This is a genomic window from Streptomyces sp. NPDC058864 (genome assembly GCF_042742985.1).
GTDB lineage: Bacteria > Actinomycetota > Actinomycetes > Streptomycetales > Streptomycetaceae > Actinacidiphila.
This window is the reverse complement of the sequence record NZ_JBHYMQ010000012.1, coordinates 1-26,474: the sequence shown is the minus strand read 5'-3', so window position 1 is coordinate 26,474 and position 26,474 is coordinate 1. Positions and strand designations below refer to the sequence as shown.

22 protein-coding genes and 1 pseudogene are annotated in these 26,474 nt (G+C 74.5%); 14 read left to right on the top strand and 9 right to left on the bottom strand.

From position 1 onward, the window contains the following. The first annotated feature begins 4 nt into the window (after positions 1-4). Positions 5-445: a protein-tyrosine phosphatase family protein gene (locus ACFW3D_RS11955; protein WP_500503959.1), complete on the top strand. Its 441-nt coding sequence runs from the start codon at positions 5-7 to the stop codon at positions 443-445. Here the strand turns inward: ACFW3D_RS11955 and ACFW3D_RS11950 are convergent. The 3 genes from ACFW3D_RS11950 to ACFW3D_RS11940 are packed head-to-tail and all read right to left on the bottom strand — an operon-like array spanning position 424 to position 5,989. Continuing rightward, the gene (locus tag ACFW3D_RS11950) at positions 424-714 is read right to left on the bottom strand and encodes a glutaredoxin domain-containing protein (protein WP_500503958.1); all 291 of its coding nucleotides are present in this window, start codon (positions 712-714) and stop codon (positions 424-426) included. The genes ACFW3D_RS11955 and ACFW3D_RS11950 overlap by 22 nt on opposite strands. After that, complete coding sequence (locus tag ACFW3D_RS11945; protein ID WP_500503956.1) at positions 711-2,075, bottom strand: M1 family metallopeptidase; 1,365 nt, start codon at positions 2,073-2,075, stop codon at positions 711-713. Before ACFW3D_RS11945 ends, ACFW3D_RS11950 begins: the two co-directional genes overlap by 4 nt. Beyond that, positions 2,072-5,989 (bottom strand): Pls/PosA family non-ribosomal peptide synthetase, encoded by a 3,918-nt coding sequence (locus tag ACFW3D_RS11940; RefSeq protein WP_500503955.1) that lies wholly within the window; start codon positions 5,987-5,989, stop codon positions 2,072-2,074. The genes ACFW3D_RS11945 and ACFW3D_RS11940 overlap by 4 nt, the downstream gene beginning before the upstream one ends. Positions 5,990-6,502: 513 nt before the next feature. Here ACFW3D_RS11940 and ACFW3D_RS11935 point away from each other — a divergent pair. The 3 genes and pseudogenes from ACFW3D_RS11935 to ACFW3D_RS11925 form a co-directional block, all read left to right on the top strand. Then, positions 6,503-7,060, top strand: a pseudogene (locus ACFW3D_RS11935) (metallophosphoesterase family protein); the annotation flags it as partial. 313 nt (positions 7,061-7,373) lie between these two features. Beyond that, positions 7,374-8,276 carry an MEDS domain-containing protein gene (locus ACFW3D_RS11930; RefSeq protein WP_500503954.1) on the top strand — a complete coding sequence of 301 codons (903 nt, stop codon included), beginning with the start codon at positions 7,374-7,376 and terminating at the stop codon, positions 8,274-8,276. Further along, entirely contained in the window at positions 8,276-8,704 is a 429-nt protein-coding gene (locus ACFW3D_RS11925; protein WP_500503952.1) for an ATP-binding protein, read from the top strand. Before ACFW3D_RS11930 ends, ACFW3D_RS11925 begins: the two co-directional genes overlap by 1 nt. 277 nt (positions 8,705-8,981) lie before the next feature. Here ACFW3D_RS11925 and ACFW3D_RS11920 read toward each other — a convergent pair whose 3' ends face one another. Beyond that, on the bottom strand, positions 8,982-9,713 hold the full coding sequence (locus ACFW3D_RS11920) for a DUF429 domain-containing protein (RefSeq protein WP_500503951.1): 732 nt from the start codon (positions 9,711-9,713) through the stop codon (positions 8,982-8,984). A 114-nt stretch (positions 9,714-9,827) separates the two neighbouring features. Between ACFW3D_RS11920 and ACFW3D_RS11915 the strand changes: the two genes are divergently transcribed. Further along, positions 9,828-10,358: a hypothetical protein gene (locus ACFW3D_RS11915; protein ID WP_500503950.1), complete on the top strand. Its 531-nt coding sequence runs from the start codon at positions 9,828-9,830 to the stop codon at positions 10,356-10,358. A 103-nt stretch (positions 10,359-10,461) separates the two neighbouring features. On the opposite strand, the gene ACFW3D_RS11910 is transcribed toward ACFW3D_RS11915, so the two are convergent. Both ACFW3D_RS11910 and ACFW3D_RS11905 read right to left on the bottom strand, forming a co-directional pair. Then, positions 10,462-11,919 carry a VCBS repeat-containing protein gene (locus ACFW3D_RS11910; RefSeq protein ID WP_500503948.1) on the bottom strand — a complete coding sequence of 486 codons (1,458 nt, stop codon included), beginning with the start codon at positions 11,917-11,919 and terminating at the stop codon, positions 10,462-10,464. Between the two features lie 253 nt (positions 11,920-12,172). Then, positions 12,173-13,156 carry a phosphotransferase family protein gene (locus ACFW3D_RS11905; RefSeq protein ID WP_500503946.1) on the bottom strand — a complete coding sequence of 328 codons (984 nt, stop codon included), beginning with the start codon at positions 13,154-13,156 and terminating at the stop codon, positions 12,173-12,175. 317 nt (positions 13,157-13,473) lie between these two features. On the opposite strand from ACFW3D_RS11905, the gene ACFW3D_RS11900 reads away from it, so the two are divergent. After that, the gene (locus ACFW3D_RS11900) at positions 13,474-14,223 is read left to right on the top strand and encodes a hypothetical protein (protein ID WP_500503945.1); all 750 of its coding nucleotides are present in this window, start codon (positions 13,474-13,476) and stop codon (positions 14,221-14,223) included. Positions 14,224-14,284: 61 nt separating this feature from the next. Here the strand turns inward: ACFW3D_RS11900 and ACFW3D_RS11895 are convergent, their stop codons facing one another. Next, positions 14,285-15,271, bottom strand: a complete 987-nt coding sequence (locus tag ACFW3D_RS11895; RefSeq protein WP_500503944.1) for a 2-hydroxyacid dehydrogenase — start codon at positions 15,269-15,271, stop codon at positions 14,285-14,287. A gap of 59 nt (positions 15,272-15,330) precedes the next feature. Beyond that, on the bottom strand, positions 15,331-15,909 hold the full coding sequence (locus ACFW3D_RS11890; protein WP_500503943.1) for a TetR/AcrR family transcriptional regulator: 579 nt from the start codon (positions 15,907-15,909) through the stop codon (positions 15,331-15,333). A 128-nt stretch (positions 15,910-16,037) separates the two neighbouring features. Between ACFW3D_RS11890 and ACFW3D_RS11885 the strand changes: the two genes are divergently transcribed. The 5 genes from ACFW3D_RS11885 to ACFW3D_RS11865 all read left to right on the top strand — a co-directional run bounded on the left by ACFW3D_RS11885 (position 16,038) and on the right by ACFW3D_RS11865 (position 21,513). Further along, on the top strand, positions 16,038-17,537 hold the full coding sequence (locus tag ACFW3D_RS11885) for an FAD-dependent oxidoreductase (protein ID WP_500503942.1): 1,500 nt from the start codon (positions 16,038-16,040) through the stop codon (positions 17,535-17,537). A gap of 362 nt (positions 17,538-17,899) precedes the next feature. Further along, complete coding sequence (locus ACFW3D_RS11880) at positions 17,900-18,655, top strand: SDR family NAD(P)-dependent oxidoreductase (protein ID WP_500503941.1); 756 nt, start codon at positions 17,900-17,902, stop codon at positions 18,653-18,655. 415 nt (positions 18,656-19,070) lie between these two features. Then, positions 19,071-20,168, top strand: a complete 1,098-nt coding sequence (locus ACFW3D_RS11875) for a peptidoglycan-binding protein (RefSeq protein WP_500503940.1) — start codon at positions 19,071-19,073, stop codon at positions 20,166-20,168. A gap of 267 nt (positions 20,169-20,435) precedes the next feature. Further along, complete coding sequence (locus tag ACFW3D_RS11870) at positions 20,436-20,786, top strand: hypothetical protein (RefSeq protein WP_500503939.1); 351 nt, start codon at positions 20,436-20,438, stop codon at positions 20,784-20,786. A 151-nt stretch (positions 20,787-20,937) separates the two neighbouring features. After that, positions 20,938-21,513, top strand: coding sequence for a L,D-transpeptidase family protein (locus ACFW3D_RS11865; RefSeq protein WP_500503938.1), 576 nt, complete (start codon positions 20,938-20,940; stop codon positions 21,511-21,513). Between the two features lie 72 nt (positions 21,514-21,585). On the opposite strand, the gene ACFW3D_RS11860 is transcribed toward ACFW3D_RS11865, so the two are convergent. After that, positions 21,586-22,779, bottom strand: coding sequence for an RtcB family protein (locus tag ACFW3D_RS11860; protein WP_500503937.1), 1,194 nt, complete (start codon positions 22,777-22,779; stop codon positions 21,586-21,588). 217 nt (positions 22,780-22,996) lie between these two features. Here ACFW3D_RS11860 and ACFW3D_RS11855 point away from each other — a divergent pair, with 217 nt between their 5' ends. The 3 genes from ACFW3D_RS11855 (at position 22,997) to ACFW3D_RS11845 (ending at position 25,982) form a co-directional block, all read left to right on the top strand. Further along, complete coding sequence (locus tag ACFW3D_RS11855; protein ID WP_500503936.1) at positions 22,997-23,803, top strand: hypothetical protein; 807 nt, start codon at positions 22,997-22,999, stop codon at positions 23,801-23,803. A 65-nt stretch (positions 23,804-23,868) separates the two neighbouring features. Further along, on the top strand, positions 23,869-24,573 hold the full coding sequence (locus ACFW3D_RS11850) for a DUF3558 domain-containing protein (protein ID WP_500503935.1): 705 nt from the start codon (positions 23,869-23,871) through the stop codon (positions 24,571-24,573). 119 nt (positions 24,574-24,692) lie between these two features. Then, entirely contained in the window at positions 24,693-25,982 is a 1,290-nt protein-coding gene (locus tag ACFW3D_RS11845; RefSeq protein ID WP_500503934.1) for a DUF2637 domain-containing protein, read from the top strand. Positions 25,983-26,474 lie beyond the last annotated feature (492 nt).

Genomic DNA, 26,474 nt, shown 5'->3' with positions numbered 1-26,474 from the left:
GCCCGTGGGCGCTGAGCCCGCGCCCGGCTGGGAGCCGGGCGCGCCGGGGGTGCTGCGGCTGCCGTCGGGGCGGCTGGTGCGCGGTCGGGGGCTGCGGCATCCGCTGCCGGCCGGGCCCGTCCCCGCGTTCGGGCTGTACCTGCTGGCCCACGAGCCCCCGGAGACGGCCTGGGAGAGCCGCTGGGTGCGCTGGCCGGACTTCCGGCTGCCCGGGGATCGTACGGACGCCGCGCAGGCGCTGCGCGAGGCGTGGGGCCGGGCGGCGGGCGAGCGGGTGGAGGTCGCCTGCCACGGCGGGATCGGCCGCACCGGGACGGCCCTGGCCTGCCTGGCGGTGCTGGACGGGGTGCCGTCCGGGGAGGCCGTCGCCTATGTGCGCGAGCACTATGCCCGGCGCGCGGTGGAGACGCCCTGGCAGCGCCGCTACGTGTCGCGCTTCGGCTGAAGGTGCGGGGCGTACGCCCTGACCGCCTCCCTCAGCTGCCGCAGCGACGGGTTGACCATGGGCCGACCCGCCACGGTGACGGTCGGCACGGTCTCGTTCCCGTCCGCCACGGAGCGCACGAAGGCGGCGGCGTCCGGATCGCGCCAGATGTTGACCTTGGTGTGGCGCAGCCGCGCGAACAGCAGCTGGGCGCGCAGCTTCATGCAGAAGGTGCAGCCGGGCCGCCAGTAGACGACGATGCCGCCCTCGTCGGTGTGTACGTCGCTCATGCTCCCCCGATCGGCAGACGTGGCAGGCGCGTCCCGTGCAGCCACGGGTGGAAGACCAGCGCCTCCAGCGGCCGGTCGGTGTGCTCCTGCGCCAGGGCGGTGAACTGCCCGGTGGTCACGGTGCCATGGCGGTGGGCCGCGGTCCAGGCCCGCAGCAGCCGGAAGAACGCCGGATCGCCCATGACCGTGCGCAGCGCGTGCAGGGTGAGGGCGCCGCGCTTGTACACCCGGTCGTCGAACATGCGCCGGACACCGGGGTCGGCGAGCCGCAGGTCCTGGGGCTGGGCGGCGAGGCGGGCGTGGGCGCGGGCCGCGTTGCGGGCCGCGGTCATCTCGCCGCAGGACTCCGCCCACAGCCACTCCGCGTACGCGGCGAAGCCCTCGTTGAGCCAGATGTGCCGCCAGTCGGCGAGGGCGAGGCTGTTGCCGAACCACTGGTGGGCGAGTTCGTGGGCGACGAGCCGTTCGGAGCCGCGGCGCCCGTCCAGGTGGTTGCTGCCGAAGACGGACAGCCCGTGCGCCTCGACCGGGACCTCCAGTTCCTCGTCGGTCACGACGACCGCGTACTCGCCGAAGGGGTAGGGCCCGAAGAGCTCGCTGAACACCTCCATCATCCGCGGCTGGCGCCCGAAGTCGTGGTCGAAGTCGGCGGTCAGGCGCGGCGGGACGGCGGCAGGCTGGGGTACGGAGCCGCCGAGGTGGTCGATCAGCTCGTACTGGCCGATCTGCACGGTCGCCAGGTACGGCGGCATCGGCTTCGGCTGGTCGTACACCCAGGTCGTCGTGGAGGCGCCCACCCGGTACGACTCCAGGCTGCCGTTGGCGACGACCGCGTACGGCGAGGGCGCGGTCACCGTGATCCGGTAGCCCGCCCGGTCACCGAGGTGGTCGTTGCAGGGGAACCAGGAGGGCGCGCCGATCGGCTGGCTCGCGACGAGCGCGCCGTCCTCCAGCTGCTCCCAGCCGAGCTCCCCCCAGTCGCGGGAGCGGACGGGCCGGGGGTTGCCGACGTAGCGGACCTCGACCGCGAACGGGCCCTCGGGCAGCGCCTTCGCGGGCTTCACGCGGAGCTTTCCCGCCCGGTGGGTGTAACGGGCCGGACGCCCGTCGACGAGGACCCGGTCGAGGCGGAAGGCGCCCAGGTCGAGGCTGAACGCGGAGAGGGCCCGGTCCGCCACCGCGGAGATCCGGGCCCGGCCCGACAGGCGGTTGGCCGCCGGGCGGTAGTCGAGTTCCAGGTCGTAGTGGGTGACCCGGTAGCCGCCGTTGCCGTGCTCGGGGAAGTAGGAGTCCGCGGACACCTCCGCCCCGGGCGTGGCGGGGACGGCGGCCCCGCCACGCACGCGCTTGCCGTTGCTCACCCTGTGCGGGCCCCCTCTGTGTGCCAGGCGGAGATCGGGTTGCCGAGCCAGCGGGTGCCCTCGGGCACGCCCTCGCCCCGCATGACGAGCGAGGCCGGGCCGATCGCGCTCCGGGCCCCGACCGTCGCGCCGGGCAGCACGATGCCGTGCGGGCCGAGGCTCGCGCCCTCCCCGAGTACGACCTCGTCCATCCGCAAGATCCGATCGTGGAACAGGTGTGTCTGTACCACGCAGCCGCGGCCGACGGTCGCGCCGTCCCCGACCCGGACCAGGTCCGCCTCCGGCAGCCAGTACGTCTCGCACCATACGCCGCGCCCGATCCGCGCCCCCAGGCACCTCAGCCACAGGTTCATCAGCGGGGTGCCACCGACCGCGCCGACGAGCCACGGCACGGCCAGCACCTCGACGAAGGTGTCGGCCAGTTCGTTGCGCCACACGAACGAGCTCCACAACGGCCGTTCACCCGCCCGCACCCGCCCGACCAGCAGCCACTTCATCACCACGGCCACCGCGCAGGCGGCCGCACCGGCGCCCGCGAGCAGCGCCCCGCCGGCGGCGAGCGCCACGGGCACCCCGTACCGGGCCGCCACCGCCGCGTACCCGGCGAGCACCAGCACCACCAGCGCGACCGCGCACATCACGGGGACGACCCGGCACAGCTCGACGGCCGCGCGGGCCAGCACGAGCCGCCGGGGCGGCGCGAAGGTGCGGCTGCGGTCGCCCTCCTCGGGGACCCGGGGCAGCTTCATCGGCGGCATGCCCAGGTACGAGCTGCCCGCCTTGGCGCCCTTGGGCGTCGCCGAGAGCACGCCGACCAGGCCGTTCTTCGGCACCGAGCGGCCGGGGGCGGTCATGCCCGAGTTGCCGAGGAAGGCCTTCTTGCCGATCCGGGCCTCGGCGATGCGCATCCGGCCGCCGCCGAGCTCGTAGCTGCCGACCATGGTGTCGTCGGCGAGGAAGGCCCCGTCGCCGACCGTGGTCATCGTGGGCAGCGCCAGCACGGTGGACGCCTCCACATGGCGGCCGACCTTCATGCCGAGCGCCCGCAGCCACACCGGCGTCAGCAGGCTGGCGTAGAACGGGAACAGGTGCGCGCGGGCCCGGTCCATCAGCCGGGCCGTCGTCCAGGCCTGCCAGGCGACGCGGCCGTGCACGGGGTGGTGGCCCTCGCGCAGCCCGACGCCCAGCAGCCGCACCCCGGCCAGCACCAGCAGCGCGTACGTCAGCAGCCAGGCGAGCGTGGCCAGGGGGACGGCCGTGAGCGCGGCGGACAGCGGCGCGGCGCCGGCGCCGCGCAGGAAGCGGGCCAGTACCAGCAGGGCGGGCAGCGCCGACACCGCGGGCAGCAGTTCCAGGGCGAAGGCGGTCACCTCGTACGCCGCCGCCCAGCGCAGCCGCCGCGGCGGCCGGGCGTCGGCGCCGCGGTGCGGGGCCTTGCCGGTGCGGACGGCTGGCACGCCGCCCCAGCGCTGCCCGGCCCGGACGGCGCCCACGACGCCGGAACCGGGGGCGATCTCGGCGCGCTTGCCGATCCGGGCGCCGGGCAGGAGGGTGCTGCGGGAGCCGACCGTGGCGCCCGCCCCGATGCGGATCTTGCCGATGTGCAGCAGGTCGCCGTCGAGCCAGTGCCCGGACAGGTCGACCTCGGGCTCGACCGCGCTGCCCTTGCCGAGCTTGAGCATGCCGGTGACCGGCGGCAGCGAGTGCAGGTCGGCGCCGTCGCCGACCCTGGCGCCCAGCGCGCGGGCGTAGTGGCTCAGCCAGGCGCCGGTGAGGTTGCCGGCGCCGCTGACCTGCGCCAGGCGCTCGGCGGCCCACAGGCGCAGGTGCACCGCCCCGCCGCGCGGGTAGGTGCCAGGGCGCACTCCGCGCAGCAGCAGCCGGGCGCCGCCCGCGGAGATCGCGACCCGTCCGGCGGGGCTGATGAGCAGGGCCCAGCCGGCCAGCACCCACCACCAGGAGACGGCGGGGACCGACGGGAAGGTGCCGAGGAGGCTCAGCGCATTGCCGATGGCGGCCGCCACGACGCCCCAGCGCAGTCCGGCCAGGACGAGCAGCGGCAGCATCAGCGCCAGCTGCGCCGCGGCGGCCCGCCGCGGCACCGGCCGTACCGGGCGGGCGGCGGCGCGGCGGGCGTCGGCCTCGTCCAGGCGGGCGGCGAGCGCCCCGAGGGTGGGGTGCTGGTAGACGTCGCCGACCGCGGCCGCGGGGTAGCGGGTGCGCAGCTGGGAGACGAGGCGGGCGGCGGTCAGGCTGCCGCCGCCGAGCGCGAAGAAGTCGGCGTCCGGCCCGGTCACCGGAGCGCCGAGGAGCTCACCCCACAGCCCGGCGAGCAGGCCCTCGGTGCCGGCGAGTTCCGCGGCGGGCGCGTCGAGCCCGGGCAGCGGCCAGGGCAGCGCGTCCCGGTCGACCTTGCCGGAGGTCCGGGTGGGCAGGGTGTCCACGACGGCGAGCAGCGGGACGAGGGCGGCCGGCAGCGCCTCGCGGAGCCGGGCGAGCGCGTCGGTCTGGTCGAAGTCCTCGGTCACCGCCACGTAGCCGACCAGGATCTGGTTGCCGCCCTTGGTGGTGCGTACGGCGGCGGCCGCGCCGGCGACGGCGGGCAGCGCCTGCAGGGCCGCGTCGATCTCGCCCAGCTCGATGCGGCGGCCGCCGAGCTTGACCTGCTCGTCGGCGCGGCCGACGAAGACCAGGCCCTCGGCGTCCGCGCGGACCAGGTCGCCGCTGCGATAGGCGCGGTGCCAGCCGAGGGCGGGCAGCGGGGCGTACTTCTCGGCGTCCTTGGCGGGGTCCAGGTAGCGGGCGAGGCCGACCCCGCCGATGACCAGCTCGCCGGTCGCGCCCATGGGCAGCGGTTCGCCGTGGGCGTCCACGACGGCCAGCTCCCAGCCGTCCAGGGGCAGCCCGATGCGGACCGGGCCCTCCCCGGTGAGCTGGGCGGCGCAGGCGACGACGGTGGCCTCGGTCGGGCCGTAGGTGTTCCACACCTCTCGACCCTCGACGGCCATCCGCTCGGCCAGTTCGGGCGGGCAGGCCTCGCCGCCGAAGATCAGCAGGCGGACGTCGTCCAGCGCCTCGACCGGCCACAGCGCGGCCAGGGTCGGGACGGTGGAGACGACCGTGATGCCCTGCTCGACCAGCCACGGGCCGAGGTCCAGTCCGGTGCGGACGAGGGAGCGCGGCGCGGGCACCAGGCAGGCGCCGTGCCGCCACGCCAGCCACATCTCCTCGCAGGAGGCGTCGAAGGCCACCGACAGCCCGGCCAGCACCCGGTCGCCGGGTCCCAGCGGCTCGTCGGCGAGGAAGAGCCGGGCCTCGGCGTCGACGAACGCGGCGGCCGAGCGGTGGGTGACGGCGACGCCCTTGGGCCTGCCGGTCGAGCCGGAGGTGAAGATGATCCACGCGTCGTCGTCCGGCCCGGGGCGGCGGCCGACGGTGCCTCGGGGCCCGGCGCACGGGGTGATCGTGAGGTGCTCGCCGATGACGGCGCAGACCTGCGCCTCGGAGAAGACCAGCCGGGCGCGTTCGTCGGGGTCCTCGGCGTCCACCGGCACATAGGCGGCGCCCGCGGAGAGCACGGCGAGGACCGCCACGTACAGGTCGGCGGTGCCCGAGGGCACGCGTACGCCGACCCGGTCGCCGGCACCGATGCCGGCCTCCGCCAGGCGGCGGCGCAGGCGCTCGGTCGCGGCGGCGAGGGCGCGGTAGCTCAGCGTCGTGGTGCCGTCGTCGACGGCGGGTGCGGTGGGGTGCGCCCGGGCGGTGGCGGCCAGGACGCCGAGCAGGGTGCGCTCGGGGGCGGCGTCGCCGGCCCGGAAGAGGGCCCGTGCCGGACACAGGACGCCGGAGGTGCCGGCCACACCGGCGGACGCGGGCTCCTCGAGGAGCGGGAAGGGTGATTCGACGAGCGTCATACGGTGCTCCCCGGCTCGGCCGAGCCGGGGGTCGGTGGCGCGGCGGCGGACGTGCAGGGCACCTTGTTCCGGTCGCTCACGGCCAGAGACGGACGCATGTCAAACCCTCCAGAGAACTCAGGACCACTGCGGTGCCGGTGACCCCCGGCCGGCCGGGGACCACGGTGTCCCGGCGCGCGGGACCGCCCCCGCGTCTGACGCACGCCCGGCGTCCCCGTACCGCGGCCGTCCGGGCGGGACGGCCCGTGGCATGGGGTCCTTCACCCGGCGTCACAAATGGCGAACAGGGAGTTTACCGTCGCTTAATCCCCGCAGCCCGCCGAAAAGGGGGCACGTGGCCGCTCTCACAGTCGTACCGGGCCCGGCGGAGCGTCGCCGCCACCTCCTTCCCACGGCCGATCCGACGGTCCCCGCGCCGTTCACCGGCCCTTCCCGGGCGGTTGGGCCGGGACCCGTACGCCGCCCGTGGCGTCCTCGGCCGACACTGCCCGACCGGCGGGAAGCGGGATCGCCGTGTGTGACACACGCCACAGACCTGACGGACCCCAGCTTGGCACGAGCCGCCGCTCCCTGCTGGTGGGGGCGGTACTGGCGGGCGCCGCCGTCGCGGGACTGACCGCGGCGGCGCCGGTCGCGTCGGCCGCGTCGGCCGCGCCCGCCACCGCGACGACGGCACACGGCGGCCCGTGGCGCCCCGACACCGACGACCCCCGCTTCACGCTGGTCGTGATGCCGGACACGCAGTACCTCTTCGACGGTGCGAGCATCCATCCGGCCTCCGTCGAGGCGTCGTTCCGCTACCTACTGGACCACGGCAGGGACGAGAACATCGTCTTCATGGAGCATCTGGGTGACGTCACCCAGAACGGCCAGGCCGGTGAATTCGCCGCCGTGGACGACGCCTTCCGCGTCCTGGACCGCGCGGGCGTGCCCTGCAGCGTCGTCGCCGGCAACCACGACGTCGGCTCGTCCACCGACGACCAGCGCGGCGACAGCCCCTACCTGGACGTGTTCGGCCCGCACCGGTTCCGCAGCAGGCCCGCCTTCGGCGGCGCGAGCCCGGGCGGCTACGAGTACGGGGGGCAGCTCGACCAGCTGCTGCACGGCTGGATCGGCGACGTCCGGATCTGCGACCGGGCCCTCACCCCGGACCGGTCCATGAACGCCTGAACGCCTGACCCTCCGACCCTCCGACCGGCCGACCGGCCGACCGGCGCGTTGACCGCCCGTCCGTCACATCGTGTTGACGGACGGGCGGTTCCGGGCAGCTCCGGCGTACCCGCGGTCGCTCCCCGCGCGATCCCGTGCAGAGTCGGTCCCGCCTGGCGGTCCCGCGGGACGCGCTCCTACCCTCGGCAGCTCGGAGACCAGGGGGTGAGGACCGATGCCTGCCGCAGATGTGCGGGTCGTGCCGGTGCAGCGGATGCGGCCCGGCGACCACGCGTTCGTCAGCTACGACGGCGACGACACACGCTGGGACGTCCTGGCCGCCTTCGCGCGGCTCGGGCTGGCGGCCGGCGAGCGGGTCATGGTCTTCGCCGCCCCCGGCGTGCCGGACCGGGACGTGCTGGCCCACCTGGGACCGGCCGACGATGCCGGGCAGGCCGGGGACGCCGACGTGTGGGTGCGGTCGGCGCAGCGGCGCGGGCAGCTCGTGCTGAGCAGCATGCGCGAACTGATCCGCCCGGACCGCGAGTTCACGGCGGTACGGCAGCAGGGCCGGCTCGCCGAGGAGACGGACCGCGCGGTCCGCGACGGGTACGCGGGCCTGCGCGCGTACATCGACATGCACTGGGTGCGCGACATGGGCGCGCCCATCGACGCGATGGTGCACCGCGAGACCCACGCCGACCACCTCTTCACCGGACGCCCGTACGCGGAGGTCTGCGCCTACGACCGCCGCTGGTTCACCGGGGACGTGCTCGACGCGATGGCGCAGGCGCACCCGCGCAACCTGCTGACCCGGCTCGGCGCGCTGCACGCGACGCACACCGAGGGACTGCTGCGGCTCCTGGGCGAGGCCGACCTCAGCACCCGGGAACGGTTCCACGCCGTCGTCGGGGACGCGCTGCGCCGGACCGCCGAGGGCGGGCGGCTCGTACTGGCCCTGCGCGACCTGCACTTCCTCGACGTCGGATGCGCGGCGGAGCTGCTGTCGCTGGTGGCCGCCGCCGGGGAGCGGGGGGTGCGGGTGGAGGTCCACTGCTCGGCCTTCCACCTGACGCTGCTGCGCAGGCTGGGCGCACCGTCCCTGCCGGGGCTGACGCTGAACGAGGTGAGCGGCTGATGCTGGAGGAACTGCGGGAGCCACCCGCCGACGACCCGGCCGCCGACGGCTGCGGGCTGGAACGCGAGTTCGCGGAGGGCGACCTGCCCCGGCTGCGCTTGCTGACCGAGGAGTTCGCGATGTGGGCAGGCCTCCCGGCCGCGCGCCGCGGCGAGTTCGTCCTGGCGGTGAACGAGGTGGCCTCCAACGCGATCACCCACGGAGGCGGCCGCGGCCGCCTGATGCTGCGCCGGACCGACGGCGAGGTGCAGTGCCGGATCACCGATTCCGGCCCCGGATTCGACGCCGCCGTCATCCCCGAACTGCTCCCCGGCCTCGACTCCCGCTGCGGGCGCGGCCTGTGGCTCGCCCGGCTGGTCACCGACCGGCTCACGATCGGTCAGGGGCCGGTCGGCGCGGTCGTCACCCTCACGATCCGCCTCCGCTGAGCGGGCGACCGGCGGCGCGCGCCGGGCGATGCCCGGTTCCCCGCCGCCGGGACGGTGCGGGCGCGCCGCGGCGTACCGGCCGCCCGAGCAGGCCCCCGCCCCACCCGCGGGCCGCCGCAAGCCGCGGCCGAGCCGCCGCGCAGGCGCCGCCGGCAGTCCGCCGAACGCGCCCTCGGGCAGCGCCGTTGAGGGCGTGTGAGGGCGGCGGCCGGGACGCCCACGCGCCACGCACCCCGCACCGCCGAAGTCCCGGAAGCGTGCCCGGGCGCGCGGGGGCTCACGGCAGGGCGGGGAGAGTGCCCGCACGGGGGAGGTGGATCCAGCCCTCGACGCGGGCCGCGCGGGTCTGTTCGGGACCCTCCGGGCCCCGGGTGAGTCCGCGCTGGACGGCGCGGGCGGCCAGGGCGGCGATCAGGGCGTCGAAGGCGTGCTCGCTGCCGTCGTACGCGGCCCGTTCGGCCGGGCCGCACCGCAGCCAGGGTGCGGCCGCGCAGAGTTGCGCCGTGGAGCGTTCGGGGCCGAGGCCCCAGCGTCTGCGGGACGCCGCCGGGTACACCTCGGCGATCCGCCCGGAGCCGTCGCGGGCCACGGGCCGGTCGCGGGCGGCGAGTTCGTCGGCGAGGTGGGCCCAGCGGGCTGCGGTGGCGCCGAGCCGGTCGAAGGCGACGGACAGCGGCCACCGGCCGCCGAGCTCCTCGTGGGTGAGGATGTCCGTGCGGCGGTGGCGCAGCGTCGCCCGGTGCGCGGCGCTGTCGGTGCCCCGCCCCGGCCAAGGCGTGCCCGCCGCGTGCGCGGCGACGGCCTCGACGAAGGGGACCGGCCAGCCGAAGGGGCAGTCCACCCCGGCCCGTTCCCCGGGTTCCAGACCGCACAGCAGGCCGACCAGGATGTCGTCGGCGCAACCGAGGAGCGGCGGGGCGACGACGGCCGTGCCGTCCCCGGGCCAGGTGACGACCGCGACCGCGGTCGTCCGGGGGCTCGCGGCGAGGTCGATCCCGAGGGTGCGCACCGTCCCATCATCCCCGCCGGACCGGGGGCGCCGCGCGGGCGCGGCTGAACACTCCGGTGCCGGGGCGCGTATCCCCTGCCGTACCGCACTGCAGCCAATGGTGAGGACCGGCCGATGAACAGTCAGAGCAACGTCCCCTTCCAGGGCCTCCAAGCGCTCCCCGACGGCGAGGCGGAACTGCCCCTGGTCGTGCACCTGCGGTGGGAGGACCTCGCCGCGCTGGGCCGTGAGGCGAGCCGGCTGGCGGTGCGGCTGCAGCGTCCCGTGAGCCTCGATGAGGCGGCCGGACACCACCTGCGGACCCGTTTCGGCGTGAGCCACGCGCCCGACAAGGACGAGCACCCGAAGACGGAGGCGACCCGTGCGGTGACCGCGGCGGTGCCCTCCTCCGCCGCACCGATGGCGATCGCCCCGGGCGCCGCGCAGCAGTCCGGCGGTGCCCACGCGGCGCCCACCCACGCCGCCCCCGCCCACACGTCCGCCCACACCGCCACGCACACCCCCACCCCCGCTCACGCCCCCGCTCACACCCCCGCCTCGGCGTCCGGCACGGGGCTGACGCCGGACCGGCAGCCGGAGCACCCCGGCAGGGTGGCACCGCTCGGCCGGAACGTGGTGGAGCAGCCCACGACCGCCGCCGGATAGCTCCCGGCCACCCGGCACCCGACCTCGACCGCCTCGACCGTCTGAAGTCGGCCCTCGACCCCGGCGACCTCTTCCGCTTCAACCGGGGGGTACGGCCGGCGGATCAGCCCGCGAGGTCGAAGCCGAACGCCGTGTAGGTGCGGGCCGGCAGCCCCACCTTGGCCGGGCCGAAGCTCGTCGAGGCCGTCGTCGAGTAGAGCGTGGACGCGGCACCCGGCAGGAACCAGACCCCGCCCTCGGGGTCGTTCTCCCCGTCGGCGACGACGGTGAGATCGGCACGGCCGTCGCGGTTCACGTCGGAGGCCAGGAGGCGGTGGCCGAAGGTGTCTGCCATCTCCGTCGCGCCGGGCACGCCGGGGCTGTCCTGCGTGAGGAACACCGACCGGGTCGTGGTGACGCCTGAGGCCGTGCCCCGGAGCAGCGTGACCGCCCCGGCCCACGTCCGGACGTCGACGGCGTCGCCGAAGGACTCGCCCGGCACGCCGACCGCGAGGTCCCCGTAACCGTCCTTGTCGAAGTCCCCGATCGCGAGTGCCTGGCCGAAGCGGTCCCCGGTCTCGGAGGAGTCCGGGACGCCCGCGGAGTTCTGCGTGAGCGCGACGCGCCTGGTGGCGCTCGGACCGGACGACGTGCCGTAGACGACGTCGATCCTGCCGCCGGTGGTGCCCGAGGGCTCGCCGGCCCGGTCCTCGGGGTTGCCGAGCGCGATGTCGCCGTAGCCGTCCTTGTTCAGGTCTCCGATCGCCGCCGTCTCGGCGGGCCGCAGGGTCGCCCCCTTGGTGATGCCCGAGGCGGTGCCGCGGTAGTAGACGGCGGAGCCGAGCTGGTCGCGGTTGGCCTTGCCGCCGGTGGCCACGAGGTCGGCCCGGTTGTCGCCGTCGACCCGGCCCGCGGTGAGGGCGGGCCGGTCGATGCCCGGGGCGTACGAGGACACCGTGCCGGTGCTGCCCGACTTGGCGAACGGGCCGCGGATCAGTCGGATCCGCCAGGAGGCCTCGCCCGTGTTGCCCTGCGCCGAGACGGCCAGGTCGGGCTTGCCGTCACCGGTGAAGTCGGCGGCCGCGAGGCCCGTGCCGAAGTAACTACCGGCGAACGAGAGCGGGTTCTTCACCGCCGTGCCACCGGACAGGCCGCTCTTGGAGCCCCAGACGATGACGACCATGCCCGCGTCCGGGTGGCTGCCGACCTTCTCGCGCGGGGCACCGATCACGAGGTCGCTGTAGCCGTCGCGGTTGAGGTCCGCGGCGGCGACCTGGTCGCCGAACTCGTCGTCCGCCTCCGCCGCGCCGGGGACGCCCGCGGTGTTCTGGCTGATGACCTGGTGCCTGGCGGGGTTCAGCCCGCTCGCCGTCCCGTAGACCACGGCGACCTGGCCGGCCCAGAGCTTCCCGCTCACCTTGGCGGCGGGGGCGGCGACGGCAACGTCCCGGTAGCCGTCGCCGTTGAAGTCGCCCGCGAGGCCGGAGGGGGCGGCGGAGGCGGGGGAGGACAGGGCGAACGGGGCCAGGCCCGCGGCGAGCAGGGTGGCCAGCGCGGCGGCGCCGCGCAGGGGGTGCTTCACTTGCGTGTCTCCAAGCGGGGGACGGGGTCGGGCGGGAGCCCGGGACCCGGGTGCCGCGGGGAGGAGACCCACGATGGGCCACCCGGGTTGTACTGCGCCGTATCGTCACATGAGCTCCCCTCCCGCCGCCGCTGGGGGGGTGCCCCCAGGTGCGGTGCATCGCGGGGCTGAGGATCGTCCTCGTGGTGGGCCGCTCGGACGATTCGACGGCTCCCCCTCCCGAACGCCGGGGGAGGACACGTGACGACAGTGCCTACCAGCCCCGCCGGACGGTCCGCAGCTCCGCGACCCACCGGCCGAGCAGGTCGCGGACGTGGTCCGCGTGGTCGGCGGGGTAGCCCCGCGGGCCGCACTCGACGACCAGGATCAGACCCAGGTAGACCCGGTAGAGGGCCAGCCGGTGGAGCACGGACGGCCCGAAGTCGAGGACGCCGCCCGCCTCCCGGTAGCCGGCGACGAGATCGCTGCCGGGGCCGGCGTCGCCGCCGAGGGCCAGGGAGACCAGCTCGGCCACCGGGTCGCCCCAGAAGGCCCGCTCGTGGTCGATGAGCCCGGTGACGGCGGAGCCGTCGTCGGCGACGAAGACGTTGCCGGGCCACAGGTCGAAGTGGACCAGCCGCGGCTCGGTCACCTCGGCCAGGACGTCCGCGCCCTCCGCGACCAGTGCGCGGATCCCGTCGGGCGCGACGCCGAGCGGCGTGTCCCAGCGCCCGGCGTCGTCCAGCAGCGCGTCCACCATGGCGCCGAACGCCGTCGGCCAGTCCGCCGCCGACAGCCCGGCCTCGGGCGCCGGGTAGCCGTACCGGCCGTCCTCCGGGGCGAGTGTGTGCAACCGGGCCACGATCCGGCCCAGTTCACGGCGGAGCGCGGCCTGCCGGTCCGCGGGGATACGGTCGGCGGCCTTGTCCCAGGGGGTGCCGGGCAGGACCGACAGCGCCAGGAAGTCCGGTGCCGCGTGGAGCAGTTCCGGCAGCGGGACGTCGCCGAGGGCGGCCATGCGGCGGTGCGCCATGACCTCCGTGGCCATGATGCCGCGCTCGTAACGGAGCACGACGGCGTCCGGCGGTGGGGCGATCTTCACCACCGCCGGACGCCCGTCGTCGAGCCGCACCCGGTAGGCCGCGTTGAACCAGCCGTCCGTCAGCTCGGCCTCCACGCTGCAGCCGACGCCCGCCGACTCCCGCAGCAGGGCGGCCAGTTGACCGGCGGACAGAGCGCGCTTGGTCAGGCTCCTCATGCCCCCGCATGCTATGAGAGCGCTCCCACGATGTCACCGGCCGGAAACGGACGACGCGAGGAACACGGGCGCGGCCGCCGCCCTCGGCGTACCCGTGCCGCCGGCCGCGGGCGGCCGGCGCAACCGCGGCGCACCCGGATCCGGGGGGCGCGCGGGTACACCCGTCACGCCCGGTGCCGCAACCCCTACGCGACTGGTCTGTTCCCGGGCCACTTTCATATGGCAATCTCATCTTCACGTCGTACGCTCAGGCCCCACGTCCCCCACGCTCACTCCTCTGCCCCAGGTTCCTCAGGATCGACGAAGAGAAGACCGCCGTGGCGTCCCTGCCCCTCACCCTGGCGGCTCGTCTGCTGCCCACCGCCATACTCGCCATCGTCGGCTGGACGATGGCCTCCTCGTCCCACGAGGAGGCCGGCCGCACGTCGGCGAACGGATCCCAGACCGGCTCCGCCGCGCCGTCCGGCTCGGGATCGGACTCCGGGTCCGGGTCCGGGTCCTCCGGTTCCGGCTCCGGCCCGGGTTCCGGATCGGACGGCTCGAAAGACGCGCCCGCCACGTACTCCAAGCCGCCCGCGCCCTGCACCGCGATCAAGGCCGCGACCATCAAGAAGCTGGTGCCGGAGGCCAAGACGGCGGGCAAGCAGTTGTCCCTCACCGACCCCTCGCACCGCACCGGCTGCTCGTGGAACGCCCTCAAGGGCTTCGACTACCGGTGGCTCGACGTGACCTTCGAGGTGTCCACTACCCGCGGCGGCCAGGACGGCGAGGCGGCGGCGAAGGCCTCGTACGAACGCCTGAAGAAGTCGATCCCGGCGTCCGGCATCGGTGACGAGGCCTCCGTGTCGGTCGAGCTGACGACCGAGGACAAGCAGCAGACGCGCGAGGCGGTCGTCGTGTTCCGCAAGGGCAACGCGGTCGTGACGGTCACCTACAACGGCAGCGACTTTGAGAACAAGAAGGCGCCGATCGACGGCGAGGTCCGCGACGGCGCCCTGACGGCGGCCAAGGACGCGCTCGCCGGGCTCGGCCCGGGCACCAACGTCGAGGGCGACCAGAGCGCCTGAGCCGGGGGCCGACCGCGGCGGTGTCCGTCAACCGCCCCCTGCCGTGCGGGGGGCGTCCCGTTCAGGCCTCCGCGGCGGGCACGACGTCCCGGGGCGGACGGCCGTCGAGGTGGTCCAGGACGTTGCGCACGGCGGCCTGCGCGATCCGCGCCAGCGTGTCCCGGGTGGCGCCGCCGGCGTGCGGCGACAGGAGGACGTTGGGCGCGCGGAGCAGCCGCGTCCCGGCCGGCGGCGGCTCGGGGTCGAAGACGTCGAGCCCCGCACCCGCCAGACGCCCGCCCTCCAGGGCGTCCGCGAGGGCGTCCTGGTCGACGATCGCGCCCCGCGCGGTGTTGACCAGGAAGGCCGTGGGCTTGAGCAGCGCCAGCCGGCGCGCGTCGAGCAGATGCCGGGTCGCATCGGTCAGCGGGACGTGGACGGAGACGTAGTCGGCACCGGCCAGCAGCTCCTCCAGCGGCACGCGACGGGCCCCGAGCAGCCGCTCGGTCGCGGCCGGTACGGGCCCGCGCGAGGTGTAGAGCACGGTCATCCCGAAGGCGGCGGCACGCCGGGCCACGGCCTGTCCGATCGCCCCGAGGCCGATCACGCCGAGGACCCTGCCGTCCAGCTCGGTCAGCGAGCGCTGCAGGCGGGGCAGCGGCCATTCGCCGCGGGAGAGCGCCTCGTGCCCGGGGACGATCCGCTTGGCGAGGGCGAGCATCAGCGCGAAGGCCTGCTCCGCGACGCTCTGCGTCACGGCCCCGCTGGAGCCGATGGTGCACACGGTCACGCCGCGGGCGTGGGCGGCGGCGACGTCCACGTGCTCGTGGCCGTGGCTGGTGCACTGCACGAGTCCCAGGGCGGAGGCCCGGGCGAGGTGCCCGGCCGTCACGGGGCCCAGCGCCGTCATGATCACGTGCGCCGCGGCCAGCGCCGCCGGGTCCTCGTCGGTGGACTCGACCACGGTGACGGCGGCCCGCCCCTCGAAGAGCCGGGCCAGGGCGGCACCGACGGCGCGGCCCCCGACGTGCGGCGCGACCACCGCGAGGACCTTCTTCGGCTGTTCCATGCGTCGTCAGTCCCTTCGTTCGCGGATCCGCCCGCGCGGACGGTGACCGCCCGTGGGGGTCAGGGCCCCTCGGCCGTCAGGTATCGCTGGACGGTGGGCGCCAGCCAGGCCACGACCTCCTCGCGCGGCATCGCCGCGGCCGGCGGGAAGCGCAGCACGTACCGGCTGACGGCCATGCCGAGGATCTGCGAGGCCACGAGCACGGCGCGTTCCGCCGCCCGGCCCGGCTCCGGGTCCGGGCACACGGCGGCGGCGACGGGTGCGAGCTGCCGCTGCAGGATCGACCGCATCCGCTCGGCCCCGGCCGGATTGGTGACGCCCACGCGCAGCAGCGCGGTCAGCGTCTCGTCCTCCTCCCAGCGCTCCAGGAAGTGCGTGACGAGGACGGCCCCGACGTCCTCGGCCGCGACCGCGGTGACGTCCGGCATCCGCAGGTCGAACTCGGAGGCGGCGGCGAAGAGCCCCTCCTTGTTGCCGTAGTAGCGCATGACCATCGAGGGGTCGATGCCGGCGTCCCGGGCGATGGCCCGGATGGTGGCGCGCTCGTAGCCGTCGGCGGCGAAGCGGTCGCGCGCCGCGGTGAGGATCGCTGCGCGGGTGGCGTCGGATCGGCGGGGGGCGGAGGAGGTCGCGGTCATGCCCACAACTGTAGGCCAACACGCGTTGACATCAACCGAAGAGTGGGGTTACGTTTGCCAACAAGCGTTGGCAAACAACTGTTGACCAACAGCGTCGGCCCGCAGGCGCCGACTCCCAGGAGGCCGCCATGACCACCGAGAACCGCACCGACGCCGTCCACCGCCCCGGCACCGCCGACCACCCGGCCGGGGTCCTCGTCGTGGGGGCGGGCCCCACCGGCCTGCTGCTCGCCGGGGACCTCGCCGCCGCCGGCGTCCCCGTCACCGTCCTGGAGCGCCGCGCCACGGGACACGGCAACCTGAGCCGGGCCTTCGGTGTCCACGCCCGCACCCTCGAACTCCTCGACGCCCGCGGCCTCGCCGACGAACTGGTCGCCACCGGCCACCGGCTGCGCGGCCTGCGGCTCTTCCGCCGCCTCTCGCTGGACCTGGCGGAACTGCCCTCCCGCTTCCCGTACCTGCTGATCACCCCCCAGTACGAGGTCGAGCGGCTGCTGGAGCGCCGTGCCCGCGCCGCCGGCGTGCGTTTCGAGCACGGTGCCGAGGTACTGGCCGTGCACCAGGACGACCGGGGCGTCACGCTCGACGTCCGCGCCGCGGACGGCACCGTCGCCACCCGCCGCGCCGCGTACGCCGTCGGCACCGATGGCCATCGCAGCGCCGTCCGGACCGCCCTGGGCCTGCCCTTCCCCGGCCGGTCCGTGATCCGGTCGATCGTGCTCGCCGACGTCCGGCTCGCCGAGCCGCCCCCGGAGCTGCTGACCGTGGCCGGTACCGGTGACGCCTTCGCCTTCATCGCGCCCTTCGGCGACGGCTGGTACCGCGTGATGTGCTGGGACCGCACCGGCGAGCGGCCCGACGGCGACCCGGTCGGCCTCGACGAGGTCCGCGACATCACGCGCCGGGCCCTGGGCACCGACCACGGCATGGGTGAGGCCCGCTGGCTCTCCCGCTTCCACAGCGACGAGCGCCAGGTGCCCGTGTACCGCGCCGGCCGCGTGCTGCTCGCCGGCGACGCGGCGCACGTCCACTCCCCCGCCGGCGGCCAGGGGATGAACACCGGTCTGCAGGACGCCGCCAACCTCGGCTGGAAGCTCGCGGCCGTGGTCCGGGCCCGCGCGTCCGACACCCTGCTCGACACCTACCAGGCCGAACGGCACCCGGTGGGCGCGACGGTGCTGCGCAGCAGCGGCGGCATCATCCGGCTCGCCATGGCCCACACCGCCCCGCAGCGGGCCCTCCGCGACCTGGTCTCGCTCGCCGTCGGCCACCTCCCGCCGCTGCGCCGCAGGGCCCTGGGCGCGGTCACCGGCATCGGCATCGCCTACCCCGCTCCGCGAGGCGCCCACCCCCTGACCGGCGGGCGCGCGCCCGACCTGCCCCTGCGCGAGGGCCGGCTGTACGAGGCGCTGCGCGCCGGCCGCTTCGTGCTCGTCACCCCCGCCGGGCCCGCGGACGGCCCCGCCTCCGCCGACCCGCGCGCCGTCCACGTCATCCGCACGGACGGCAGCCGCACGACGCTGCTCGTCCGCCCCGACGGCTACGTCGCCTGGGCCGCAGAGGACGCCGCCGGCGGGGACCGCGCCGCCGCCCTCGCCGCCTGGGCCGGGGAAGCCGGGGCGGCATGACGGATGTCCCGGCCGACCGCGGGCACCCGCGTCCGACGGGGGCCGGGCACGGCGCGGCGCGGCGGGGCGTCCTTCGGCCTGTCCGCGCCCGGCCCGGACTCCGGCCGGCGCTCGTTGCGGTCGACGCCGTCCTCTCCCGGACCGTCCTCAGGTCGTCTCCGGCTCGCCGGGGCCCTGCGGCGGAGCCGCCGGTCATCAGGCCCTCGCGGCACCGGCGGGCGGCGCGAGGGTGTTCCTGCCGTGGTTCACCCGGCGGACCGCCCTGAGAGCGCCCGGCACCACCGCGCCTATGCTGCAAGCGTGGGCGGGCACTTGTCGCTCCCGACCTCCCGACCTCCCGACCGGCGAAAGGCAGCACGACCATGAGCCCCCGTACCGCAGTCGTGACCGGCGCGAGCAGCGGCATCGGTGCCGCCACCGCCCGCAGGCTGGCCGAAGCCGGCTACCACGTCGTGCTCACCGCCCGCCGCGCCGACCGTCTGGAGGCGCTCGCCAAGGAGATCACCGCCGCGGGCCACTCCGCGGCCGCCGTCGCCCTCGACGTCACCGACCGGAGCGCCGTCGACGCGCTCGCCGCCTCGCTGGACCGGGTGGACGTCCTGTTCGCCAACGCCGGCGGCGCCCTCGGCGCGGACCCGGTCGCCACCGCCGACCCCGCGGAATGGCGCACGATGTACGAGGTCAACGTCCTCGGCGTGCTCCACACCGTCCAGGCCTTCCTGCCCGGGCTGATCGCCTCCGGCGACGGCACCGTGGTCGTGCTCTCCTCCACGGCCGCCCTCACCCCGTACGAGGGCGGCGGCGGCTACGTGGCGGCCAAGCACGGCACCCACGCCCTCGCCGGCACCCTCCGTCTGGAGTTGCTCGGCGAGCCGGTCCGCGTGATCGAGATCGCCCCGGGCATGGTGAAGTCCGAGGGCTTCGCCCTCACCCGCTTCCACGGGGACGAGGAGAAGGCCGCCGCCGTCTACGCGGGCGTGGCCGAGCCCCTCACCTCCGACGACATCGCCGACACCGTCACCTGGGCAGTCACCCGCCCGTCCCACGTCAACGTCGACCTGCTGGTCGTCCGCCCCCGCGCCCAGGCCGCCCAGCACCGCGTGCACCGGGAGCCGTAGGCCCCCAGGGCCCCGGCGCCGTCAGAGTCCCAGCGCGAGCAGGGTGCCCCGGGTGGCCACGACGACTTCGTCGGGGTGGCCGTCCGGGCCTGCCTTCCCACGGGTGAGCCGACCGCTCCTGCCCCGTGCCGCGCACGCACTCGTCCGGGTGACTGTTGATCGTCACCACCAAAGGGCCATTCGCTCTCGCCGAAGGTGGCGGCGGCTTGGCCGCACGGCCACGGAACGTCCAGAGCCGGGTGAAGGTCCGCGAACCGCCCGCGAGCGCCCGTGCCGAACGCCCCGACAACATCGTTACGATCTCCGCCCCTGAGGCCGATGCATCGATGCCTGTCATCATGCACGCACCTGACCTGCTGTTATGTGGCCATGCAGGCGATGCGGAGGCCCGACTCGACGACGGGGACGGACGTACATGGTGCACGAGCAGGATGCCCACGACCGGGAGAGCGCAGGGGTGCAGTTGGCGAGGCTGCTGCGCCGCTGGTGGGAGGAGGCCGGGGGCCCGGACGGCGGCATCCGGCCTACTCAGCAGGCGCTGGCCGCGAGGCTGGGGGTCGACCAGACGACGCTCTCGCGGTACTTGAATCCGAAACACGTGTCGAACGCTCCTTTGAGAGTGGTCGAGGCCCTGCACATTCAGTTGCGCGCCCCGGCGCCGGATCTCGAACGGGCCCGGGCTTTGTGCCGGGCCGCGCTGCAGGAGAACGCCCGCCACCGGGTCGCCGACAGCAGCGGAGAGCACGCCACACCGGCCGACGGCGCAGGCGGCTCCGACGCAACATCCGGACCGGGTGTCACCCCCGCGATGAAGGGGGCCACGGCCACCGGCGGCACCGTCGGTGCGTACCGCTGGGTTGTCCGGGGCACGGCAGGCCTGTCCCGCTTCCGACGGCTCCGGCTGGTCGTGGTCACGGCGTCCGTGGCGCTGGCGTTCACCGCTGGAGCGGTCTTCCACGAACGGCTCTCCGCCCGGGACGGCGTGGCCACGGCCGACGGTGCATCTGGTGCCGCCTCCGCCGGCGAGGCTCGGTACGAGTGGCCCTTGCTGTACATGAGCAAGGCCGACCAGTTCACCCGCGCCCGCGCCCTGCAGAACCTGCTGAACGCGCACGGCTACAAGGTCCGGGCCGACGGCTTCTTCAGGGAAGACACCAGGGACGCCGTCGTGGACTTCCAGAAACGGGAGGAGCTGCCGACCGACGGCAAGGTCGGCAAGCTCACCTGGCCGGCGTTGGTGAAGGGGAAGGTCGGTCCCGGGTCCAACGCCTTTGCCGTGCGGGCCGTGCAGGAACTCCTGAACAACGTGGACCAGGGCGGTACCCCGGTGACAGGGCGGTTCACGGCGGCCACCGCCGAGGACGTGGGCTATTTTCAGCGCACCCACGGCCTGCGCGAGTCAGGCCGGGTCGACGAGAACACCTGGCTGGCCCTGCTGGTGAAGCAGGCCCAGCCAGTCGATACGCCGGCGTACCAGCGGACCACGAGCCGGCCGTCGTCGGCTTCCGAGTGACAAGCACGGCACACCCGCCCGGGGGCATGGCGTCCGCATGACGCGCCACGCATGCATCGGCCCATAGCAGCAGGTCAGAGCCCTGGCATGCGGGGTGCATCGATGTGCCTCGGTAAGCGGCCGGAATCGTGTTCCGTCACCCAGTCGTCGCGGCAATGCTGATTCCGCGGCCGGCACTCCTGGACGGCCCGCCTCGTCGACGGGGCGGCAGGTCCGGGTCCTCCGCCGGTCCGCTTCCTGTCAGCACGCTGCCCGAAGGGGTCACTCATGTCCGCTGTCCGCAAGTTCATCACCTCCGCCGCGTCGGCCGCCGTCATCGCCAGTGGGCTGGCGGTCTCCGCCGCCGGTCAGGCCAGCGCGGCCACCTGTCCGTCCTCCGCGTCCCCGGTGATCGACGGCGCTTCGGCCAGCTGGACCCTGCGCTGCTCCGGCGGCAACGTCACGGTGGCCGGCTGGCTCCAGGACACCCGCAGGGACGCCAAGTGCGCCGTGGTCCGCATCAACGCCGGTAACGGTGACTACCGCACGAAGTCCGCGTGCTCCTCCGGGGTCCGCGAGCAGTTCTCCTTCACCTTCACCGGCACGGAGTCCGCACAGGCCCGCCTGGCCATCGCCTGACCGCGGGCCGGGGCGGGTCACGCCGCCCGCCCCGGCCCGCGGATGCGCTCACAGCCCGGACCACGGCACTCACGAGCGCCCACCACACATCACGAACACCGCACATGCGCGGCCGGAGCCAAAGAGCCGTGCGGGAAGAACGAGGAAGAACATGAACAGCAACGGACGTCGCCTGCGTGCCGCCGTGATCGCCGGAGCCGCGGCGACCACCCTGACCCTGACCCTGGCACCGGCACTCGCGGCGCAGGAGCCCGCCAAGGCGCCGTCGGCGGTCACGGCAACCTCCCTGGTCTACGACAAGAACCCCACCGACCCCACCAACTCGCGGCTCTCGGTCTACCAGGGCAAGAGGCTCATGGCCGCCTACCGTGCCGGATCAGGTCTCGGCGACAAGAACGACTGCACGCTCAAGAGGGGCTGGCTTCCGAACGGCAACTGGAAGATCAAGCTCAAGTCCCGCACCTACAACGGCCGGCTCATCAAGGGCTACGCCGTCCACCTCGAGGACATGCGGTGCTCCAAGGGCACCGTGAAGCGTACGGAGATGTTCATCCACTCCGAGATGAACCGCGACGGCAGCCCGGGCGCCAACGAGGACCGCCGATGGAACGGCGCCGGCGACTACAGGTCCTGGGGGTGTGTGAAGCTGCACCCGACCCACATCAAGGAGATGTTCCGACTCCTCGACCGCATCGGCTGGCCGACTCACCTGCGCGTCGTGTCCTGACACGGCGGCAAGAACGCCTCGGCGCCGCGAGTGCCGAGGGGCCGGACGGCGGGAGCCCCGCCGTCCGGCGGGCTAACCCTTCACGCAGACGACCTGCTTGAGCTTCGCGACGACCTCCACGAGGTCGCGCTGCTGCTCGATCACCTTCTCGATCGGCTTGTACGCGCCCGGGATCTCGTCCACCACGCCGGAGTCCTTGCGGCATTCGACGCCCTTGGTCTGCTCCTCCAGGTCCCGCGTGGAGAACCGCTTCTTCGCCGCGTTGCGGCTCATCTTGCGGCCCGCGCCGTGCGAGGCGGAGTTGAAGGCGTCGGTGTTGCCGAGGCCGCGGACGATGTACGAACCCGTGCCCATGGAGCCCGGGATGATGCCGTGGTCGCCGCTGCCGGCCCGGATCGCGCCCTTGCGGGTGACGAGCAGGTCCATGCCCTCGTAGCGCTCCTCGGCGACGTAGTTGTGGTGGCAGGAGATGACCTGGTCGAAGGTGACCTTGGCCTTGCGGAACTCGCGCCGCAGCACCTCCTGGAACAGGGCCATCATGATCGCCCGGTTGCGCTTCGCGTAGTCCTGGGCCCAGAACAGGTCGCGCCGGTAGGCCGCCATCTGCGGGGTGTCCGCGATGAAGACGGCCAGGTCGCGGTCGACCAGGCCCTGGTTGTGCGGCAGCTTCTGGGCCTCGCCGATGTGGTACTCGGCGAGTTCCTTGCCGATGTTGCGCGAGCCGGAGTGCAGCATCAGCCAGACCGCGCCGTCCTCGTCGAGGCAGACCTCGATGAAGTGGTTGCCGGAGCCGAGCGTGCCCATCTGCTTCGTCGCGCGCTCGTGCCGGAACCGGACGGGCTCGGCCAGGTCGTCGAAGCCGTCCCAGAACCCGTCCCAGCCGGCCGCGGACAGACCGTACAGCCGGGCGGGGTCGACGGCCTCGTCGTGCATGCCGCGGCCGACCGGGATGGCCTGCTCGATCTTGGAGCGGAGCCGCGAGAGGTCACCGGGCAGGTCGTTCGCCGTCAGCGAGGTCCGTACGGCGCTCATGCCGCAGCCGATGTCCACGCCGACCGCGGCCGGGCAGACCGCGCCGTGCATCGCGATCACCGAACCCACCGTGGCGCCCTTGCCGTAGTGGACGTCGGGCATGACGGCGAGCCCCTTGATCCACGGCAGCGAGGAGACGTTGCGCAGCTGCTGCATGGCGACGCCCTCGACCGCGGCCGGGTCCGTCCACATGCGGATCGGCACCCGCACTCCGGGCACTTCTGTGTACGACATGTCGTTCCCCCCTGGGTCGGACGGTGGAATCCATCAGGACAACACAAACAACGCGTCTCGATGGAAAGCGAAATAAAGGGCGAAGTCAGCCATACAGCCCCATGATCCGGCGACGGCCGCAGCGCGTGCGGTAGACATTGTGTCTACCCGTCGCCCACCCCCGCCAAGGGATTTATGCGGGCGCCGGACCGATCGCCGGAGGAAGGGGCCACCTCAAGTGCTGCCAAGGGGAGACCGCGTCCACCCGGTCCGGGGCCTGGTGGCCGCGGCATGCACGACCGCGCTCGCCGTCGCGACGCTGGCCGGGTGCTCGGGGTCGAGCGGCTCCGGGGACGGCGCGCGCAACGGCGACATCGCGGGCGGCAGGCAGTCCACCCCGGCGGCCCCGCCCGGCCGGTACCGCGTTCTGCCCGAGCCGTGCGGCTCGATCGCCGCGGACACGCTCAAGAAGTTCGTCCCGGACGCGGACGACTACGCGGGCGAGGCGACCGTGACATTCGACACGGACCGCAAGGTGGGCTGCAGGTGGACCGGCCGCACCGGCCTCGGCAACCGCTACCTGCACATCAACCTCGAGCGCGTCGTGTCGTACGACACATCCGTCAGCGACGAGAGCCAGGCGACGGCGGACTTCGACAGCCGCGCCGCGCAGGCCCACATCCCGGCCGCCACGGCGCCCGCCGATGCCGCGGCCTCCGCGTCGGCCACCGCCGGCCCGCCCAGCCCGGAGGGCGGGAGCCCCGCGGCCTCCGGCACCCCCTCGCCGTCCGTCACGGCCACCGGCGACATCTCCCTGCGCACCCTCGACGACCTCGGCGACGGGGCCTTCCTCAACGACGTCCTCAAGACCCAGGGCTCCGGACTCCACCGCGACATCACCGTGGTCTTCCGCATGGCGAACGTCCTGGTCACCGTCGAACTCTCGCAATGGTCAACGGACAAATCGGTCGAACCGCCCAGCGAGGAGCTGCAGCTGGGCGCCCGGCGGGTCGCCGCGGAGCTGGCAGATCAACTCGACGAATGAGACGAAGCGCGTAGTCTGGCCGTTTGTGCCATGACATGACACGCAACGAAATGAGCGAAGGATCCATGCACCGATCAGCCCCGCACCTCGCCCGCCTGCTGGTGGGCGCGGCCGTGCCGGTGATGCTCGTCGCCGGCTGCTCCTCCGGCTCGGACTCGTCGAAGGACGACGCGCAGAAGGCGGCCGCCGCGCCGTCCCCCGCGTCGAAGTCCGCGTCACCGTCGCCCAGCGCCGTCGCCGCCAGGTTCACCGAACTCCCGGACCCCTGCCGGGTCATCGGCGCCAAGACCGTCAAGTCCCTGGTCCCCAAGGCGAAGAAGGCCGCGGGCACCCCCGCGCACTCCGCCGAGCGCGACGAGCGCGGCGGCTGCTCCTGGAACGGCCTGGACGGCTACCAGTACCGCTGGCTGGACGTCTCGCTCCAGCGCTACGACACGGTCGCGGGCCTCGGCTCGGCCGAGGAGCAGGCGAAGGAGCGCTACGCCGAGCAGGTCGCCGAGGCCGGCCGGGCGAAGGGCGCCAAGAGCGCTCCGGTCACGGTGGACGGCGTGTGGGACGCGGGCACCACGATCACCTCGACGGTGAAGAAGGACAAGGAGGAGTACCGGGACGTCACGGTCGTCGCCCGCACCGGGAACGCCGTGCTGGTGCTCACCTACAACGGCGCGGGCTTCGAGGACGCGAAGACCCCGGCCGGGTCCGGCCTGAAGTCCGGCGCGCTCAAGGCGGCCAAGGAGGCGGCCACCGCGGTCGCGGCGGCGAACGCGTAACAACTGCGCGATCCGCTGTACCGATTCACCACGTTTGGGCAACCTGCCCGTTGCCCCGTGTGGCAGGCTGGGCAGGCCAGTTTCCGAGCCTGGGAGGGTCGCGGGTGTCCGCGATACGCATGAACCGGACGCACCGGATCCTGACCGGTGTGGTCGTCACGGGCGCGGTGGTCATCGCCGCGATCGGCTTCGCGGGCTCGTACGCGGCCGTGCGCGAGCTGGCGCTGCACAAGGGCTTCGGCTGGTTCGCCAACGTGTTCCCGATCGGCATCGACGCCGGGATCGTGGTCCTGCTCGCGCTCGACCTGCTGCTGACCTGGCTGCGCATCCCGTTCCCGCTGCTGCGCCAGACCGCGTGGCTGCTGACCGCGGCCACCATCGCCTTCAACGGCGCGGCGGCCTGGCCGGACCCGCTCGGCGTCGGGATGCACGGCATCATCCCGATCCTCTTCGTCGTCTCGGTGGAGGCGGCCCGGCACGCCATCGGCCGGGTCGCCGACATCACCGCCGACAAGCACATGGAGTCGGTCCGGCTCGCCCGCTGGCTGCTGGCCCCCTTCGCGACCTTCCGCCTCTGGCGGCGCATGAAGCTGTGGGAGCTGCGCAGCTACGACGAGGTCATCCGGGTCGAGCAGGAACGTCTCGTCTACCGGGCCCGGCTGCGCGCCCGTTACGGCCGGGCCTGGCGCCGCAAGGCCCCGGTCGAGGCCCTGATGCCGCTGAAGCTCGCCCGGTACGGAGTGCCGATGGAGCAGACCGCGGCCCTCGGCCTGGCCGCCGCGGGCATCGACCTCCCGGCCCCGGCACCGGCCCCGGCCCCGGCCGCCGCCGCGCTGCCCGCCGCCGAGGCGGCCCCCGCGCCCGGACCGGCGCCGCTGCCCGCGCCCGAGCGGCCCGCCCCGGCACCGGCCCCCGAGCCGGTCCCGGCCGAACCGCAGGTCCAGTACCAGGCCCCCGAAGCCGCGGCCGCCCCGGAACCGGTGGCCGAGCCCTACCGGGCGCCGGAGACGTACCAGGCACCCGTCCCCGCGGCCGAGCCCGTCACCGCCCCGGTCGGCGCCGGAAACCGCCGCCGTGCCCTCGCCGACGGCAACGGCGTGATCCCCACGCCCCGCACCGAGTTCACCCCGGATCCGGACCCGGAGTACTACCCCGATGCCGAAACCGAGCCGGAGCCGGTGGAGCCGGTCATGGAGGACACCTCGCGCGAGGAGATCTACGACCGCGCCTTCCGGGCCTACCACCAGCAGTTCGGCAACTTCCCCAACGCCCGCCAGTTCGGCCTGATCCTGCAGGACCGGTACGGCATCTCCAGCCCCAACGGCGGCCCGCTCAGCGAGAGCACGCTGCGCCCCTACGTCCGCGAACTGCGCCGCCGGCTCGAACTCGACGGCCAGTTCGCGTCGTAGCGCCTCAGCCGGCGGCCGGGGCCGGCGAGGCGACCACGTCGGACGCCGACAGCAGCCGCACCTGCGCCGCGTCGAGCGCCGCCGGGTGCAGCGGGCCCGGTCGGGGAGGCCGGCGGGTAGACGGCTCCGCGGCGGGCGAGCAGGACGCCGGTGAGCGTGCGCGGCGTGGTCGTGCCGGCGGCGGTGGTGGCCGTGGACATGCCGGTGTCTCCCCCTGGTGGATGTGCCGGGGCGGGAAGTGGGCGCGCTGGAATCCATCGCCGGAGGCGACTTCGCAGAGAAGAGAAGGAAGCACACCCGGGAGCCGCCCCGGGAACCGGTGGTCCCGTGCCCGGTCCCCATGTCCGGGCCGGTGACGCCGGTCGCCTGGGCGGGGCGGGAAGCCGGTGCGCTGGTTCAGGGAAAGTGAGAGAAGGAAGCACACCGTGAGCCGCCCCGCGTGCGACGACCCTAGCGCGGGGCACGCCTCCACCGCGTTCGAATATTCGCGGC

Coding starts and splice junctions, on each gene's coding strand:
- ACFW3D_RS11950 (WP_500503958.1), bottom strand. CDS start 714: ATGAGCGACGTACACACCGACGAGGGCGGCATCGTCGTCTACTGGCGG.
- ACFW3D_RS11940 (WP_500503955.1), bottom strand. CDS start 5,989: ATGACGCTCGTCGAATCACCCTTCCCGCTCCTCGAGGAGCCCGCGTCC.
- ACFW3D_RS11930 (WP_500503954.1), top strand. CDS start 7,374: ATGCCTGCCGCAGATGTGCGGGTCGTGCCGGTGCAGCGGATGCGGCCC.
- ACFW3D_RS11925 (WP_500503952.1), top strand. CDS start 8,276: ATGCTGGAGGAACTGCGGGAGCCACCCGCCGACGACCCGGCCGCCGAC.
- ACFW3D_RS11915 (WP_500503950.1), top strand. CDS start 9,828: ATGAACAGTCAGAGCAACGTCCCCTTCCAGGGCCTCCAAGCGCTCCCC.
- ACFW3D_RS11905 (WP_500503946.1), bottom strand. CDS start 13,156: ATGAGGAGCCTGACCAAGCGCGCTCTGTCCGCCGGTCAACTGGCCGCC.
- ACFW3D_RS11895 (WP_500503944.1), bottom strand. CDS start 15,271: ATGGAACAGCCGAAGAAGGTCCTCGCGGTGGTCGCGCCGCACGTCGGG.
- ACFW3D_RS11890 (WP_500503943.1), bottom strand. CDS start 15,909: ATGACCGCGACCTCCTCCGCCCCCCGCCGATCCGACGCCACCCGCGCA.
- ACFW3D_RS11885 (WP_500503942.1), top strand. CDS start 16,038: ATGACCACCGAGAACCGCACCGACGCCGTCCACCGCCCCGGCACCGCC.
- ACFW3D_RS11880 (WP_500503941.1), top strand. CDS start 17,900: ATGAGCCCCCGTACCGCAGTCGTGACCGGCGCGAGCAGCGGCATCGGT.
- ACFW3D_RS11875 (WP_500503940.1), top strand. CDS start 19,071: ATGGTGCACGAGCAGGATGCCCACGACCGGGAGAGCGCAGGGGTGCAG.
- ACFW3D_RS11870 (WP_500503939.1), top strand. CDS start 20,436: ATGTCCGCTGTCCGCAAGTTCATCACCTCCGCCGCGTCGGCCGCCGTC.
- ACFW3D_RS11865 (WP_500503938.1), top strand. CDS start 20,938: ATGAACAGCAACGGACGTCGCCTGCGTGCCGCCGTGATCGCCGGAGCC.
- ACFW3D_RS11860 (WP_500503937.1), bottom strand. CDS start 22,779: ATGTCGTACACAGAAGTGCCCGGAGTGCGGGTGCCGATCCGCATGTGG.
- ACFW3D_RS11850 (WP_500503935.1), top strand. CDS start 23,869: ATGCACCGATCAGCCCCGCACCTCGCCCGCCTGCTGGTGGGCGCGGCC.
- ACFW3D_RS11845 (WP_500503934.1), top strand. CDS start 24,693: ATGAACCGGACGCACCGGATCCTGACCGGTGTGGTCGTCACGGGCGCG.